Source organism: Neorhizobium vignae, assembly GCF_000732195.1.
In the GTDB taxonomy this organism is placed as follows: domain Bacteria; phylum Pseudomonadota; class Alphaproteobacteria; order Rhizobiales; family Rhizobiaceae; genus Neorhizobium; species Neorhizobium vignae.
The window spans coordinates 20,266-33,586 of the sequence record NZ_JNNU01000024.1 but is presented as its reverse complement, the minus strand read 5'-3'; the positions used below and the strand labels follow the sequence as shown (position 1 = coordinate 33,586).

At 62.7% G+C, this 13,321-nt stretch carries 17 protein-coding genes; 10 read left to right on the top strand and 7 right to left on the bottom strand.

Annotation, left to right across the window (positions count from 1 at the left end):
* Positions 1–5 precede the first annotated feature (5 nt).
* Positions 6–416 carry a winged helix-turn-helix transcriptional regulator gene (locus GQ59_RS26270; protein WP_037086997.1) on the bottom strand — a complete coding sequence of 137 codons (411 nt, stop codon included), beginning with the start codon at positions 414–416 and terminating at the stop codon, positions 6–8.
* A gap of 147 nt (positions 417–563) precedes the next feature.
* Between GQ59_RS26270 and GQ59_RS26265 the strand changes: the two genes are divergently transcribed.
* The 3 genes from GQ59_RS26265 (at position 564) to GQ59_RS26255 (ending at position 3,256) form a co-directional block, all read left to right on the top strand.
* Positions 564–1,448, top strand: coding sequence for an SDR family oxidoreductase (locus tag GQ59_RS26265; protein ID WP_037086995.1), 885 nt, complete (start codon positions 564–566; stop codon positions 1,446–1,448).
* A gap of 78 nt (positions 1,449–1,526) precedes the next feature.
* Positions 1,527–2,246, top strand: coding sequence for an aspartate/glutamate racemase family protein (locus GQ59_RS26260; RefSeq protein WP_037086994.1), 720 nt, complete (start codon positions 1,527–1,529; stop codon positions 2,244–2,246).
* 59 nt (positions 2,247–2,305) lie between these two features.
* Positions 2,306–3,256, top strand: a complete 951-nt coding sequence (locus GQ59_RS26255) for a bifunctional helix-turn-helix transcriptional regulator/GNAT family N-acetyltransferase (protein WP_037086993.1) — start codon at positions 2,306–2,308, stop codon at positions 3,254–3,256.
* Here GQ59_RS26255 and GQ59_RS26250 read toward each other — a convergent pair.
* Entirely contained in the window at positions 3,253–4,005 is a 753-nt protein-coding gene (locus GQ59_RS26250; protein ID WP_037086992.1) for a pyridoxine 5'-phosphate synthase, read from the bottom strand. The two genes, GQ59_RS26255 and GQ59_RS26250, sit on opposite strands and share 4 nt — an antisense overlap.
* Before the next feature lie 341 nt (positions 4,006–4,346).
* Here GQ59_RS26250 and GQ59_RS26245 point away from each other — a divergent pair, with 341 nt between their 5' ends.
* Complete coding sequence (locus GQ59_RS26245) at positions 4,347–5,036, top strand: MerR family transcriptional regulator (protein ID WP_051904221.1); 690 nt, start codon at positions 4,347–4,349, stop codon at positions 5,034–5,036.
* 33 nt (positions 5,037–5,069) lie between these two features.
* On the opposite strand, the gene GQ59_RS26240 is transcribed toward GQ59_RS26245, so the two are convergent.
* A complete protein-coding gene (locus tag GQ59_RS26240; protein WP_037086991.1) occupies positions 5,070–6,194 on the bottom strand; it encodes an ATP-dependent DNA helicase in 1,125 nt (374 codons plus the stop codon).
* A 181-nt stretch (positions 6,195–6,375) separates the two neighbouring features.
* On the opposite strand from GQ59_RS26240, the gene GQ59_RS26235 reads away from it, so the two are divergent.
* The 5 genes from GQ59_RS26235 to GQ59_RS26215 all read left to right on the top strand — a co-directional run bounded on the left by GQ59_RS26235 (position 6,376) and on the right by GQ59_RS26215 (position 9,996).
* A complete protein-coding gene (locus GQ59_RS26235; protein WP_037087051.1) occupies positions 6,376–7,656 on the top strand; it encodes an SDR family oxidoreductase in 1,281 nt (426 codons plus the stop codon).
* Complete coding sequence (locus GQ59_RS26230) at positions 7,656–8,135, top strand: DUF2269 family protein (protein ID WP_037086990.1); 480 nt, start codon at positions 7,656–7,658, stop codon at positions 8,133–8,135. The genes GQ59_RS26235 and GQ59_RS26230 overlap by 1 nt, the downstream gene beginning before the upstream one ends.
* A 157-nt stretch (positions 8,136–8,292) precedes the next feature.
* Entirely contained in the window at positions 8,293–8,670 is a 378-nt protein-coding gene (locus GQ59_RS26225; RefSeq protein WP_037086987.1) for a COG4315 family predicted lipoprotein, read from the top strand.
* The gene (locus GQ59_RS26220; protein WP_037086986.1) at positions 8,654–9,214 is read left to right on the top strand and encodes an RNA polymerase sigma factor; all 561 of its coding nucleotides are present in this window, start codon (positions 8,654–8,656) and stop codon (positions 9,212–9,214) included. The genes GQ59_RS26225 and GQ59_RS26220 overlap by 17 nt, the downstream gene beginning before the upstream one ends.
* Positions 9,211–9,996, top strand: coding sequence for an anti-sigma factor family protein (locus GQ59_RS26215; protein ID WP_037086984.1), 786 nt, complete (start codon positions 9,211–9,213; stop codon positions 9,994–9,996). Before GQ59_RS26220 ends, GQ59_RS26215 begins: the two co-directional genes overlap by 4 nt.
* A gap of 3 nt (positions 9,997–9,999) precedes the next feature.
* On the opposite strand, the gene GQ59_RS26210 is transcribed toward GQ59_RS26215, so the two are convergent.
* The 4 genes from GQ59_RS26210 to GQ59_RS26195 are packed head-to-tail and all read right to left on the bottom strand — an operon-like array spanning position 10,000 to position 12,272.
* A complete protein-coding gene (locus GQ59_RS26210) occupies positions 10,000–10,371 on the bottom strand; it encodes a nitrile hydratase accessory protein (RefSeq protein ID WP_037086983.1) in 372 nt (123 codons plus the stop codon).
* Complete coding sequence (gene nthB / locus GQ59_RS26205; RefSeq protein WP_037086982.1) at positions 10,358–11,017, bottom strand: nitrile hydratase subunit beta; 660 nt, start codon at positions 11,015–11,017, stop codon at positions 10,358–10,360. Before nthB ends, GQ59_RS26210 begins: the two co-directional genes overlap by 14 nt.
* Complete coding sequence (gene nthA / locus GQ59_RS26200) at positions 11,014–11,667, bottom strand: nitrile hydratase subunit alpha (protein ID WP_037086981.1); 654 nt, start codon at positions 11,665–11,667, stop codon at positions 11,014–11,016. The genes nthB and nthA overlap by 4 nt, the downstream gene beginning before the upstream one ends.
* 11 nt (positions 11,668–11,678) lie before the next feature.
* Positions 11,679–12,272: a LysE family translocator gene (locus tag GQ59_RS26195; RefSeq protein ID WP_037086979.1), complete on the bottom strand. Its 594-nt coding sequence runs from the start codon at positions 12,270–12,272 to the stop codon at positions 11,679–11,681.
* 174 nt (positions 12,273–12,446) lie between these two features.
* On the opposite strand from GQ59_RS26195, the gene GQ59_RS26190 reads away from it, so the two are divergent.
* Positions 12,447–13,289, top strand: a complete 843-nt coding sequence (locus GQ59_RS26190; protein WP_037086978.1) for an aldo/keto reductase — start codon at positions 12,447–12,449, stop codon at positions 13,287–13,289.
* The last annotated feature ends 32 nt before the right edge of the window (positions 13,290–13,321 follow it).

Genomic DNA, 13,321 nt, shown 5'->3' with positions numbered 1-13,321 from the left:
TGACATCAGGCCAGTTCGCTCTCGTCGTATTTCACCCGTGCGGCCTTGACGGACGGATGATTGGCTTCCGCCCACCGGAGCACTTTGGAAAGCGGTTCGAAAAGCGACCGGCCAAGCTCCGTCATCCGGTATTCGACGCTCGGCGGCTTGGTCGGAAAAACCTCGCGCTCTATATAACCGTCGCGCTGCAGGTCGCGCAGCGTCTGGGTCAGCATCCGCTGGGAAATATCCGGTACCAGCCGGCGAAGCTCGCCGAAGCGATAGGGCTGACGCGACAGTGCCTCGAGAAGCAGCGTCGACCATTTGCCGGCGATCCGGTCGAGAACGTCCCGGACCGGGCAGTTGTCCATGTCCCACCCGGACATGTCGCATTCCTTGCCGTCCAGGACCGGCTTGCGGCTTGCATTGAGCGCCATGGAGTTGGTTCCCTTGGAGTAACGATCTCCCTCGAAACTGCCTCCTTTACAGACCGAAGTCAATTCTTATTATAGTGCTAGTCTCTTTTTGAGACCAACATTCGTCGCCGCGCCTGCAGGCCGGCCATTGCCAGGAAAGAAACCCGCATGACCAAACTTCTCGTTACCGGCGCCGCCGGCCATCTGGGCCGCGCAGTCCTGCGTCACCTGCTGGAGACATCCCAGGTTGCCGCCGCCGACATCGTCGCCGCCAGCCGTGATCCGAACAAGCTCGCCGACCTTGCCGCCAGCGGTCTGGAAACCCGTACGGCCGATTTCAACGACGAAGCCGGGCTCGTGAAGGCATTCACCGGCATCGACCGCGTGCTGATCATCTCCACCGACGAACTGGCAACGCCCGGCAAGCGCATCACGCAGCACAGGAACGCCGTTTCCGCTGCCGCAAAGGCTGGCGTCAAGCACATGCTCTACACGTCCTTGCCGAACCCGGACAAGTCTCTGGTCACGTTCGCACCGGATCATCTCGGCACCGAAGAGGCCATCAAGGCGAGCGGCGTCCCCTACACGATCCTGCGCAATTCCTGGTACCACGACAATTATCTGATGGGCATGCCCCACAACCTTCAGGTCGGCAAATGGTACACGTCCGTGGGTACGGGCAAGATCACCACGCTCAGCCGCGACGACTGCGCCCGTGCCGCAGCCGCAGCCCTTGCGAATCCGCCGGCCGGCAGCCGCATCCTCACACTCACCGGCTCGGAATCCCTGACGGCCACGGAAATCGCCGCCCGCGCATCCGCCGCGACCGGCAAGCCGCTTGAGGTCGTTGATGTCACCGACGAGCAGCTGACCCAGGGCCTTACCGGTGCCGGCCTGCCTGCTTTCGTCGTGAATATGCTGGTCTCGGCGGATGCCAATATCCGCGCCGGCAATTTCGAACAGGTGACGAGCGACTATGAGACGCTGACCGGTCAGAAGCCGCAGACGCTCGCCGCCTATTTCGAGACCCAGAAGGCCGCTCTCGCAGCTTAGCGTCTCGCCGGATTGCGGCACTCCAAATTTCGCGATAATGAGATGGAGTTACCAAATTCCATCTCGTTTGGAGAAAAAATGCGCAAGATCGGCTTGATTGGCGGGATGAGTTTCGAAAGCACTGCGGTGTATTATCGGCTGATCAACGAGATGGTGCGCGAACGCCTCGGCGGTTTTGCGTCGGCCGATCTCCTGCTCCATTCCGTCAACTTCGCCGAAATCGTCGACATGCAGAAGGCCGGCCGCTGGGATCTGGCGGCCGAGCACCTGGCCAGGAGCGCTCGCGGACTGAACGCGGCCGGCGCCGAATGCGTGTTGATCTGCACCAACACCATGCATCTGGTCGCGCCGGAGGTGCAGGCTGCGGTCGACGTGCCCCTCATCCATGTCATCGACGAGACCGCCAGGGCGTTGATATCGAAAGGGCTGAACCGCCCGCTCCTGCTTGCGACCCGCTATACGATGGAGCACGGTTTCTATACCGAGCGCATGAAGATGCTCGGCATCGATGTCATGGTGCCGGACGCCAACGATCGCACCGATATCCACAACATCATCTTCAACGAACTCTGTGCCGGCACGGTTCTCGAGACCTCCCGCACCCTGGCCATTGCCATGATCGAAAAGGCGAAGGCTGAAGGCGCCGACAGTATCATCCTCGGCTGCACGGAAATCTGCCTCCTCCTCCTCGACCCCTCCGGCCTGCCGCTCCCTGGCGTCGATTCCACCGCCATTCACGCCACCGCCGCAGTCGATTTCGCACTCGGCCCGTCGATGGCAAACCAAGCGGCAGCATAGCTTTACTTGACTCAGTCAAGTAAATATTGGACAGAATCTTCGCATAGGAGATTCTGCCGATGACCGATCCTGCCGTTCTCGACGCCGTTCGCGCCTTCAACCGTTTCTACACCAACAAGCTTGGCATTCTCGCCAAGGGCTATCTCGACACCGACTACACGCTGACCGAGGCGCGCATCCTTTACGAAATGGGCGCCCGCAAACGGGTTTCTGCGACCGAACTCAACCGCGATCTAGGTCTCGATCCAGCCTATCTCAGCCGGCTCCTCAAAAAGTTCCGCGAGGCGGGCTTCATCGACAGCGAGCCGGATCCGCAAGACAAACGCAGCCAGATCCTCATTGTCACCGACAAGGGACACGCCGAATACGAGACGCTCGGCGAACGCTCCCGCCAGCAGATCGCCAGAGATCTCAGGGAAGTGGATGCGCTCGGCCATCAAAAATTGATCGGTTCGATGCAGGCGATCCGCACCATTCTCGAACCGCAATCGGCCGCCCCCTCCCCACCGGTCGTCATCCGTCCACACCGGATCGGCGACATGGGCTGGCTCATCGAAGCACAGGCAGTCGCCTATGCGCGGGAATACGGCTGGAACGACAGGTTCGAAGGGCTGGTCGCCGAGGTCGCCGGCAAATTCATCGCCAACTTCAATCCCGACCGCGAACGCTGCTGGATCGCCGAACGCGACGGCAAACGGGTCGGGTCGGTGGTCGTGGCGGATGGCGGTGGCGATACCGCCAAGCTGCGCCTCCTATACCTCGATCCGGCCGCCCGCGGCCTTGGCCTCGGCCGGACGCTGGTCGAGCAATGCATCAAGTTCTCGACGCTCGCCGGCTACAAGAAGCTGTCGCTCTGGACCAACGATTGCCTGACGGCCGCGATCCGCATCTACGAGACCACGGGCTTCAAGCTCGTAGCGGAGGAAAAGCACAACCTGTTCGGGCCGGAATGCAACGGTCAGACCTGGGAGCTGGAGCTCTGCGAGGCGAAGCTTTCGTCATCGAACTAGACCGCCTGGCCGCAGGCGCGGCGGAAGCGGCGCACGGTTTCCGCCATGCCGTATTCGAGCGCATCCGCTGTCAGACCGTGCCCGATCGACACCTCGGCGAGCTTCGGGATCCGCTTCACCAATGCCGGCAGGTTGGCGACGGTCAGGTCGTGGCCGCCATTGACGCCGAGCCCTTCGGCAAGTGCCGCATCCGCCGTCCGCCCGAGTTTTTCAAGGATTTCGGCGCCGCGCTCCGGATTGTCGAAACAGCCGCCATAAGGCCCGGTATAGAGTTCGATACGATCGGCACCTGTCGCCCTGGCGAGCTTCACTGCCTCGACATCGCCGTCGCCATCGGCAAACAACGACACCCGCATGCCGCCCTTCTTGAGCCGCGCCACGATCGGCTTCAGCATCTCGTGCGTGGCATGGAAATCGAACCCATGATCGGAGGTGGCCTGGGTTGGGTCGTCCGGCACCAGCGTCACCTGCTCCGGCTGGGTCGCTTCGCAGAGCGTCAGGAAATCCTCGCTCGGATATCCCTCGATATTGAACTCGGCCGCTGGAAACTCGTCGTCGATCAGCGCCCGAAGAACCGGCAGGTCTGTGAAGCGGATATGGCGCTGGTCGGGGCGCGGATGCACCGTCAGGCCTGAAGCCCCCGCCTGGAGCGCGATGCGCCCGAGCCCCTCGACGCTCGGCCAAGGGAGATCGCGGCGGTTGCGCAGCATGGCGACGGCATTGAGGTTCACGGAAAGCTTGGTTGGCATGGCAATACCCGGTCTTTGAGAAATCGATCCGCTTTTAGGCCATGCACCTTCGCAATGCCACCGGGTTTAAGAAAATGCACCTATAAAGAGTTTTGAGGGACGAGAAATCACGAGGCTACCGGGGCTACCATTTCCTAAAGTTTTAGCTAATCTACATCCAACAGAGTTCGCTGAGCAGGCCAAAAGGCGGCGGAATACGGTTTGAACAGCGAATTCTGCCATCCATTTCTAATCGGGTCCGCATTTTCAGTACCGAGGTACCATCCAGAAGGTTCGGCACAAAGCCACAACCTGTAGATGAATATCTGACCACGACGCCACACTCGGCGCAAGGGAACTCGATGCAGAGCGATATCATGCAGGCCATGACCGACAGCGCGCCCCTTGCGGGAGCAGTCCGCAATTTCCCTTATCTCCCCCAGGTTTCACTCCCTTTTGAAATGCCCAGCCAGGCGGTGGCGATCGCCGAAATGGCGGACCTGTTCGGCGTCACCCATCGCACGCTTCACTTCTACGAGGAAAAGGGCCTGATCACCGCCCGTCGCTCCGGCAGCATGCGGGTCTATGACAGCGTTCAGATCCACCGCATGGCGGTCATCAATGCCTGCCGCGAAATCGGTATCCCGGTCGCGGTCATCCAGGAACTGATGGAGGAGCTTGCCGACGCGACCTCGGAGGCGGAAGCCAACGAGATGTTCCACAACATGCTGGCACGGCGCAAGCGGGAGCTCACCGCCGACATTTCCCACATCCGCCGGCAGATGCAGCAGATCGAAAGCCTGCTGGTCGCTGAGGAGGAAAACCAGGCGCTCGCCAGCCCAAAACCCATGTCGCTGGTCCTGAGCGATATCGAGAAACAGTGCCTGGGGCTGATGGCCGAGGGTTATTCGGCGCCGCGGCTTGCCCGCGCCCTCAATCTGGAATTCGAAGACCTGCGCCGGATGGAGGATGACATCATCCAGAAATTCCAGGCCACCAACCGTTTTCAGGCCGTCGCCAAGGCGATGCTGCTTGGTTTCGTGCCGAACTGATCGGCCGGCGAACTTTCGGCGGACGCCAAACTCTTATCGAACGATGGTCAGCGTCTCCGCCGCACGGGTGATCGCGGTATAAAGCCAGCGTTCCCGGCTGTCGCGAAACGCCCAGCTTTCATCGAACAGAACGACATTGTTCCACTGCGAACCCTGCGCCTTGTGGACGGTCAGCGCGTAGCCGTAGTCGAATTCATCGTAGCGCTTGCGGGTTGTCCAGGGGATTTCGCCTTCCTGCTCTTCGAATGCCTGTTTCAGAAGCTTGATCTTGGCTGCACCGCGATCCATGTCGTCGTCTTCCGGCCGGATCATCAGGTTGATGCCGGGCTTCACCGTTTCGCGCGACGAGCTCATCACCTGCCAGAGCGAACCGTTGAGCAGCCCCTTGGCCGGGTCGTTGCGCAGGCAGACCAGCTTGTCACCGGATTGCGGATAGTCGGCCGTAAAACCCTTCAGTTCCCGGAGCCGCTGATTGTAGCGCTTGCGGGTCTTGTTGGTGCCGACCAGAACCTGGTCCGCCTCCATCACCAGCGGCTGCGTCACCTCGTTGCGGGAGATGACCTTGGCGGTACCGTAGTCGCCATACATGATCTCCTTGCCCTCGCGCACGTTCATGGCGAGCTGGATGATCGGGTTGTCGCGCGCCTGACGGTGGATATCCGTCAGCAGGTAATCCGGCTCCTGTTCGGTGAAGAACCCGCCGCCGGTGACCGGCGGCAGCTGGCCGGGATCGCCCAGCACCAGGATCGGCGTGCCGAAGCTCATCAGATCCTTGCCGAGCGCCTCGTCCACCATCGAACATTCGTCGATGATGATGAGAGCCGCCTTGGCGACCGGGCTCTGGCGGTTGATCGAGAACATCGGCGCGATCGAGGTCTTGCCGGCGTCGTCCTCGACCGCTTCCTCGCCGCGCGGCCGGTAGATCAGCGAATGGATGGTTTTCGCATTGCGCGCCCCGCGCGAGCGCAGAACCTGCGCCGCCTTGCCGGTGAAGGCCGCAAACAGTACCTCGCCATCGACATTTTCAGCGAAATGTTTGGCGAGCGTGGTCTTGCCCGTGCCCGCATAACCGAACAGCCGGAAGACCTGGCTTCGGCCCTCTTTCAGCCATTGTGAAACGGCCTTGAGGGCCTCGTCCTGTTGCGGTGCAAATTGCATGGCGGGACTTGGCAGGATTCTGCGGCCAAGCGCAACCGAAAAAGAACGAAAGATGAATCAAAGGCCGGGATGAGGGCTCTCCTGCCTCGTCCGAGGACCGCCGACAACCTTCCTGCCCGCTTATCCGCTCCACCGGTATTGCCGCTGTTCAATGTTCATCACCGCCTCCTATGATCGCCGTATGAAAATCCTGATTCTCGGCGCAACCGGCTTTATCGGCTCGGCGATCCTGCAAAGGCTCGTCGCCGACGGCCATCGGATAACCGGCCTCGGGCGAAATCCGGACAGAGCCCGCTTGAAATCGCCGTCGGCCAGATGGGTCAAAGCGGATCTGGCGCAACTCTCCGCCGCCACCTGGCATCCGCTGATCGAAGATCAGGATGTCGTCGTCAATTGCGCCGGCGCCCTTCAGGATGGTCTTTCCGATGATCTTGCCGCGACGCAGGAAAGGGCCATGCTGGCGCTCTACCAGGCGGCACAAGCACTCGGCGGCAGGCGCATCGTGCAGATCTCCGCCCGCACCGATGGCGCCGCAAGCGGCTTGCCCTTCCTTGCCACCAAACGCCGTGCCGACGAGGCGCTTGCGGCAAGTGGCCTGCCCTTCGTCATCCTGCGGCCGGCGCTCGTCCTCGGCCGCAATGCCCATGGCGGCACCGCACTTCTGCGCTCGCTCGCAAGCTTTCCCGGCCCGTTGCCGCTCATCCATGGCGAAAGCCCGGTCGAGACCGTCTCGCTCGACGATGTCACGACCGCGGTTTCCCTCGCGGTCGAGGGCACCATTCCAGCCGGTAGCGATCTCGATCTCGCCGCCGAACAAACCATGACGCTGTCGGACCTCGTCCAGCAGCATCGCGCCTGGCTCGGCTTGCCTGCTGCCCGCATCCTCCCGCTGCCGGCGCCACTTGCCAAGCCCGTTGCCTGGGCTGCCGATCTCGCCGGCCGGCTCGGCTGGCGCTCGCCGCTCCGCTCGACGGCGATGACCGTAATGTCGGAAGGCGTCAGGAGCCTGAAGCCGAAACCGCCCGGCCTCGTTCTGGCCACAGCAACGCAGACGCTCGCCGCCCATCCGAGCGGCGTCCAGGACCTCTGGTTCGCGCGGCTCTATCTCCTGAAACCCGCAATCATTCTCACGCTATCGCTGTTCTGGCTGCTGTCCGGCCTGATCCCGCTCGTCGACCTGAGCGCCGCGGCAGCCCAATTTCCGCCCATCGTCCCTGGCTCCTTCGCCATGGCGATAACCGTCGCGACATGTCTCCTCGACATCCTGCTCGGGTCTGCCGTCCTCGTCCGTCCCCATGCCCGCAAGGCAATGCTCGGGATGATCGTCACCAGTCTCGCCTATCTGGCCGGCGGCACGCTGCTGGAACCGCAGCTCTGGCTCGATCCGCTTGGGGTCTTCGTGAAGGTTCTGCCGTCGATCGCCCTCACCTTCGTCTCCCTCGCCATTCTGGACGAACGCTGATGGATGCCGACAGCCTGTTGCGGCTCCTGCATGTGATCGGCGCCGCGGTGCTGCTCGGAACCGGCGCCGGCATCGCCTTTTTCATGGTGATCGCCCGGCGGACCGAGGATCCGAAACTGATCGCCCACACCGCCGGCACGGTCGTGCTGGCCGATACCGTCTTCACCGCCACGGCCGTCGTCCTGCAGCCGGTCACCGGCTACCTGCTGGCAAGGAGCATCGGCTGGTCGCTGACGGATGGCTGGGTCGCCCTGTCGCTCATTCTCTACGTGGTGACGGGACTGTTCTGGCTGCCGGTCGTCTGGATCCAGATCAAGCTGCGCAATATCGCCCGTATCACCTACGAAGATTCCGCGCCGCTGCCGCCGGAATGGTACCGGCTCTATCGGATCTGGTTTGCCTGCGGTTTCCCGGCCTTCTTCGCGGTCATCGCCATCTTCTGGCTGATGCTGACAAAGCCGGATATCCCGCTGTTCTGACGCCAGAATAGTTTCCCATGCGGCAAAACACTTCACTGAAGAGATAAATATCATCCTTTTGAAAAATCTTTGCGGATCGAGGGAATAAATCCGCCCCTACCGGTGTCTTGACTGTTGGTGGCCGATGTGAGGCCGCCATCAACCAGGGAGACGATCCATGAAGACCTTCATTCTCGTGCCTTTCGCGCTGGCAGCGCTGACCTCGGTCGCCTTCGCCGCCGGTCCGTTCAAGACTGTCAAGACCTCGACCAAGGGCGACGTTTTGGCCGGTGAAAAGGGCATGACGCTTTATACCTTCAAGAACGACAAGCCCGGCACCTCCAACTGCTACGACAAGTGCGCCACCAACTGGCCGCCGGTCATGGCCGCTTCCGATGCGAAGGCCGATGGTGCATACTCCATCGTGACCCGCAAGGACGGGGCCAAGCAATGGGCGAAGGACGGCATGCCGCTCTATTACTGGGTCAAGGACACCAAGGAAGGCGACACCACCGGCGACGGCGTGAACGGCGTTTGGGATGTCGCAAAACCCTGATCAATCCACGTCCGGAACGGCGCGTGAGGCACAGGCTCCCGCGCCGCTTTCCTTCGAGGCGCAGATCCTCGCCCTCCTGCCCGCCCTCAGGCGCTATTCGCGCAGCCTGACGCGCTCGGACACCGAGAGCGAAGACCTGTTGCAGGATTGCGTCGAAAAGGCGCTGGTCAGCCGCGGCCAGTGGCGCGGCGCGAATTTCAAGTCCTGGGCCTACAGGATCATGACCAATCTTCACCTCAACGCGCGCCGGTCGATCGCGCGGCGCCCATCCGTCGGCATGGAGGAGGCGGAGAGCCTGGCTGCAAGCACGGGTGCCGACGATCCCTTGGAAAAGAACCGGCTCGTGCAGGCGCTGGAGACCCTGCCGAAGGAGGCCCGCGCGGTGCTGATGCTGGTCGTCGTCGAAGGTTACGCCTATCAGGAAGTCGCCGAGATGCTGGATATTCCTGTCGGCACCGTGATGTCGCGCCTGTCGCGGGCGCGCCAGACATTGCGGGAAAAAATGCGGGAGGAAAACGTCATACCATTGCGGAGACCACGATGACCGAAGCCAGATCCGTAACGGAAGCGGAACTGCACGCCTATGCCGACGGCTTCCTGGACGAGGCCGACCGCGCCCGTGTGCAGGATTTTCTGGCCGAAAACCCGGACGCCGCACAGATGGTGGCCGATTGGCAGGAGCAGAACGACGAGTTGCGCGCCGCCTTCGCCGGTCATGAAAGATCGAAACTCACCGATATCCAGCTCCTCACAGGCGGTTTGGCGCACACCAACACCCGGCCGTCCCGCCGCTTCGCGTTGGTCGCGGCCGCCGTTGTTATCTTCGCAGCCGGCGCCCTCGGCGGCCACTACGGTCCGCTCCTGTTCCAGCGCCCGGATATCCAGCTCGCCTATACCGAAATCCTGCCCCGCGAGGCCCGCAACGCCTTCCTCGTCTATGCAGGCGAAGTGCGCCACCCGGTCGAAGTCTTCGCCAACGAGGAAGCGCATCTCGCCAGCTGGCTCGGCAAGCGGCTGTCGATCGCCAATCTCAAGGTTCCGAACCTTCAACCGTTGGGCTTCAAACTGGTCGGCGGCCGGCTCCTGCCGGTCGGCGGCAAGCCGGGCGCCCTGTTCATGTACGAGGACCAGACGGGCCAGCGCCTGACCGTGCTCGTCGGCCGCAACAAGGAAAACCGCACCACGAGTTTTCGGTTCGCCTCCGCCAACACCGTCGAGACCTTCTACTGGATCGACGGCGAACTCGGCTACGCCGTCACCGGTGAAATCTCCCGCGACATGCTGCGCCGGGTCGCCGAGGAATGTTACCGGCAGCTTCCGAGCTGATCTTCAGCGCAGCGGATCGTTGGCAAGCTCGATCGGCCGGCCGTGCGGCGTCGCCTCGGCGGCCCGCTGCCAGCTCTGCTGGAGCGCCAGGATCGTCTCGCCGTCGGCAATGCCTTTATCCACCAGCAGGCCGGAAAGCGCTGCCACCCAGCAATCGAAATAATCGCTGCCATCCTCGGCCCGGCCGGGCTTGTGCACCTCGCCCGAAAGGGCCTCGGCCCATTCGGTCCAGCTGAACAGTCCGCGCTCGTGCAGATGCACGGTCATCGCGAAGGCTTCCGCCGCCCAGGGCTCCGGAAACACCGGATCACCCTCCGGTGACTTCGGCAAACCGGGCGACTGCACCAATGCCGAGGGGATCTCACACGCGCTCAAGATAGCTCTCCCAGGCATCGATCGAGACCGTCAGCGTCGGATCGGCGCCCTCGCCCCAGATCTCAGGCCCGTCGAACACGACCGTATAGACCCATTGCGGGTTCTCGCCCTTGCCGTGCGCATTATCGTCCGGAAACACAAAGGAGCCCTGCACGGCCTCGACGACACCGGTCTTGGCGCGGGCATAACGCGGCAGCCTTGTATGGGTCTCCGGGTTGAAATTGCGCGTCCGCACCTGGTCGCCCGGCTGGAACCGCGGTTCGCTCTCGACCGGCCGGTCGCAAGGTCCGCCCCTGGCAAGCACGCCGGCCACCATATCCGCCTTCAGGATACGCTTCGGCACCGCAGGCTCCATCTGCTTGCGGCCTGCATCGATTTCGGTCCGCGCCGCAAAACCATGGCGTTCGAGCAGCACTTCCAGCGCCCGTATCCAGATCTCGTAATAGCTCGCGCCCAGATACTGCGCCGGCGGGATATTTTCGCGCGCATGCCGGCTTTCGTCGATGGTCCATCCACCGAGAGCACCGCCGGACAGCGTCAGCCCCAGCGCCCGCTTCTCCCACTCGGCGTGAAAATACGGCTCGTCCTTTTCCGGCGCCACCGGCCCGAAGCCCATCTGGCCGCCGAGATCATGAGGCCCGTTCATGGCCGCGGCCCCGCAATCGCCGTGCCGATCATCGCGTCGCGGCTGACGAGGTCGGCAAGCGCCTCCTCGCCGAGACCTTCCGTGCCTTCCGGTCGTTCGGGGATGACCAGATAGCGCAGTTCGGCGGTCGAATCCCATACGCGGATCTTCTTGGTTTCCGGCAGGATCAAGCCGAACTCGGCAAGCACGCCGCGCGGATCGATGACCGCGCGCGAGCGGTAGGCCGGCGCCTTGTACCAGACCGGCGGCAACCCAAGTACGGCCCAAGGGTAACAGGAACACAGCGTGCAGACGACCAGATTATGGGTATCGGGCGTATTGAATACCGCCCGCATGTGCTCGCCCTGCCGGCCGGTGTAACCGAGGCTTGCAATCGCCGCGGTCGCATCGGTTCTCAGCCATGCGGCGAAATCCGGATCGCTCCAGGCTTTGGCGACCACCCGGGCGCCGTTGCGCGGACCGATCTTCGTCTCATAGGTATCGACGATCGCATCGATCGCCATCGGATCGATCAGCCCCTTTTCCGTCAGCACGGTTTCGAGCGCCTTTACGCGCGCCTGCATGTCGCTGTAGCGGTTGTCGTGATCGTGGTCATGCCCGTGGCCGTAATCATGATCGTGATCGTGGTGGTGATGATTATGTGTAGACATGGTTGTCTCCCTCACTTCAACATCGGCCAGAGGCTTGCGACAAGCAAGAGCGCCATGGTGATGTTGCACCATTTCAGCCGCGCCGGCACGGACAGCCATTCGCGCAATGCCGAACCGAAACCGGCCCAGGTCGAAACGCTCGGCACGTTGACCGCAGCGAAGGCCAGGCCCACCATCATCACGGTCGGCAGGTAATATTCCGGGTTCGTATAGGTCGCCATGGCCGTGACCGCCATGACCCAGGCCTTCGGATTGACCCATTGGAAGGCAGCCGCGCCAATAAATGTCATCGGCTGCGCTCCGGTCTTGCCGTCCGACAGGCTGCGCGACGTGCCGATCTTCCAGGCGACCCAGAGCAGATAGGCGCCGCCGGCGAACTTCAACGCAGTATAGACGACCGGCACCGAATGCAGCAGCGCGCCGAGGCCGAGGCCGACCGCGATCAGCAGCGACAGAAAACCGGCACCGATGCCGAGCATATGGGGAATGGTCCGCGTAAAGCCGAAGTTCACGCCCGACGCGAACAGCATCATGTTGTTCGGCCCCGGCGTGATCGACGTCGTGAAGGCGAAGAGGACGAGGGCCAGAAAGGTTTCCAGCGACATATTTTCTCCTAGCGCCAATCCGCCCCGGCCGTCACGGCCATCTCGTTTCGCGGACGGCCTGTCTTTTCGTGATAAGATCGTTGGACATGATCTTCAAGCGGAACTTGGCAGCTTCAATCGAAGCCATATCTGAGTAGGATGGACTTCTCCAGACGCCACAGATCGAGGCCCGCCATGTCCGATATCCCGACAGTCACCCTGCCCTCCGGCATTTCGGTCCCGGCCCTTGGCCTCGGCACCTGGATGATGGGCGAGGATGCCCGCAAGGCCGGCACTGAAGTCGCGAGCCTGAAGCGGGGTCTCGACCTCGGCATGACGCTGATCGACACGGCGGAAATGTATGGCGAGGGCGGCGCCGAGAAGATCACGGCACAAGCGATCGCCGGCCGCCGGGACGAGCTGTTCCTGGTCAGCAAGGTCTATCCCTGGAATGCCAGCCGCAAGGGTGTCGTCGAAGCCTGCGAACGCAGCCTCGACCGGCTGCGGACCGACAGTCTCGATCTCTATCTCCTGCACTGGCGCGGCGAACACCCGCTGGCGGAAACCGTCGCGGGTTTCGAGGACTTGCGCCGCGCCGGCAAGATCGGCGCCTGGGGCGTCTCCAATTTCGATCTCGACGACATGCGGGAACTGATGGACGTGCCGGATGGCGAAAACTGCGCCGCCAACCAGGTCCTCTACAATCTCTCCCGCCGCGGCATCGAATACGATCTTCTGCCCTGGTGCCAGGAGCGCGGCATCCCGGTCATGGCCTACTCGCCGATCGAACAGGGCCGGCTTGCCAGAAGCGGCGAGCTGATCCGCATCGCGAAGGCCTATCAGGCAACGCCGGCGCAGGTGGCGCTCGCTTTCCTCCTGGAACGCGACGGCGTCATCGCCATCCCGAAATCCGCCAACCCGGACCGCGTTGCCGAAAACGCCGAATCCGTCGAGCTGGAACTGAGCGAGGAGGACTGGACAGCCCTCGACGCCGCCTTCCCGCCGCCGCCGCGCAAGCAGCCGTTGGAAATGATCTAGTGGAGATCGAGTATCCGACGCTCCGCCACCAG

Bases quoted from the DNA above. Each gene is read 5' to 3' on its own strand.
- GQ59_RS26270 (WP_037086997.1), bottom strand. From the start codon at position 416: ATGGCGCTCAATGCAAGCCGCAAGCCGGTCCTGGACGGCAAGGAATGC.
- GQ59_RS26265 (WP_037086995.1), top strand. From the start codon at position 564: ATGACCAAACTTCTCGTTACCGGCGCCGCCGGCCATCTGGGCCGCGCA.
- GQ59_RS26260 (WP_037086994.1), top strand. From the start codon at position 1,527: ATGCGCAAGATCGGCTTGATTGGCGGGATGAGTTTCGAAAGCACTGCG.
- GQ59_RS26255 (WP_037086993.1), top strand. From the start codon at position 2,306: ATGACCGATCCTGCCGTTCTCGACGCCGTTCGCGCCTTCAACCGTTTC.
- GQ59_RS26250 (WP_037086992.1), bottom strand. From the start codon at position 4,005: ATGCCAACCAAGCTTTCCGTGAACCTCAATGCCGTCGCCATGCTGCGC.
- GQ59_RS26245 (WP_051904221.1), top strand. From the start codon at position 4,347: ATGCAGAGCGATATCATGCAGGCCATGACCGACAGCGCGCCCCTTGCG.
- GQ59_RS26240 (WP_037086991.1), bottom strand. From the start codon at position 6,194: ATGCAATTTGCACCGCAACAGGACGAGGCCCTCAAGGCCGTTTCACAA.
- GQ59_RS26235 (WP_037087051.1), top strand. From the start codon at position 6,376: ATGAAAATCCTGATTCTCGGCGCAACCGGCTTTATCGGCTCGGCGATC.
- GQ59_RS26230 (WP_037086990.1), top strand. From the start codon at position 7,656: ATGGATGCCGACAGCCTGTTGCGGCTCCTGCATGTGATCGGCGCCGCG.
- GQ59_RS26225 (WP_037086987.1), top strand. From the start codon at position 8,293: ATGAAGACCTTCATTCTCGTGCCTTTCGCGCTGGCAGCGCTGACCTCG.
- GQ59_RS26220 (WP_037086986.1), top strand. From the start codon at position 8,654: ATGTCGCAAAACCCTGATCAATCCACGTCCGGAACGGCGCGTGAGGCA.
- GQ59_RS26215 (WP_037086984.1), top strand. From the start codon at position 9,211: ATGACCGAAGCCAGATCCGTAACGGAAGCGGAACTGCACGCCTATGCC.
- nthB (WP_037086982.1), bottom strand. From the start codon at position 11,017: ATGAACGGGCCTCATGATCTCGGCGGCCAGATGGGCTTCGGGCCGGTG.
- nthA (WP_037086981.1), bottom strand. From the start codon at position 11,667: ATGTCTACACATAATCATCACCACCACGATCACGATCATGATTACGGC.
- GQ59_RS26195 (WP_037086979.1), bottom strand. From the start codon at position 12,272: ATGTCGCTGGAAACCTTTCTGGCCCTCGTCCTCTTCGCCTTCACGACG.
- GQ59_RS26190 (WP_037086978.1), top strand. From the start codon at position 12,447: ATGTCCGATATCCCGACAGTCACCCTGCCCTCCGGCATTTCGGTCCCG.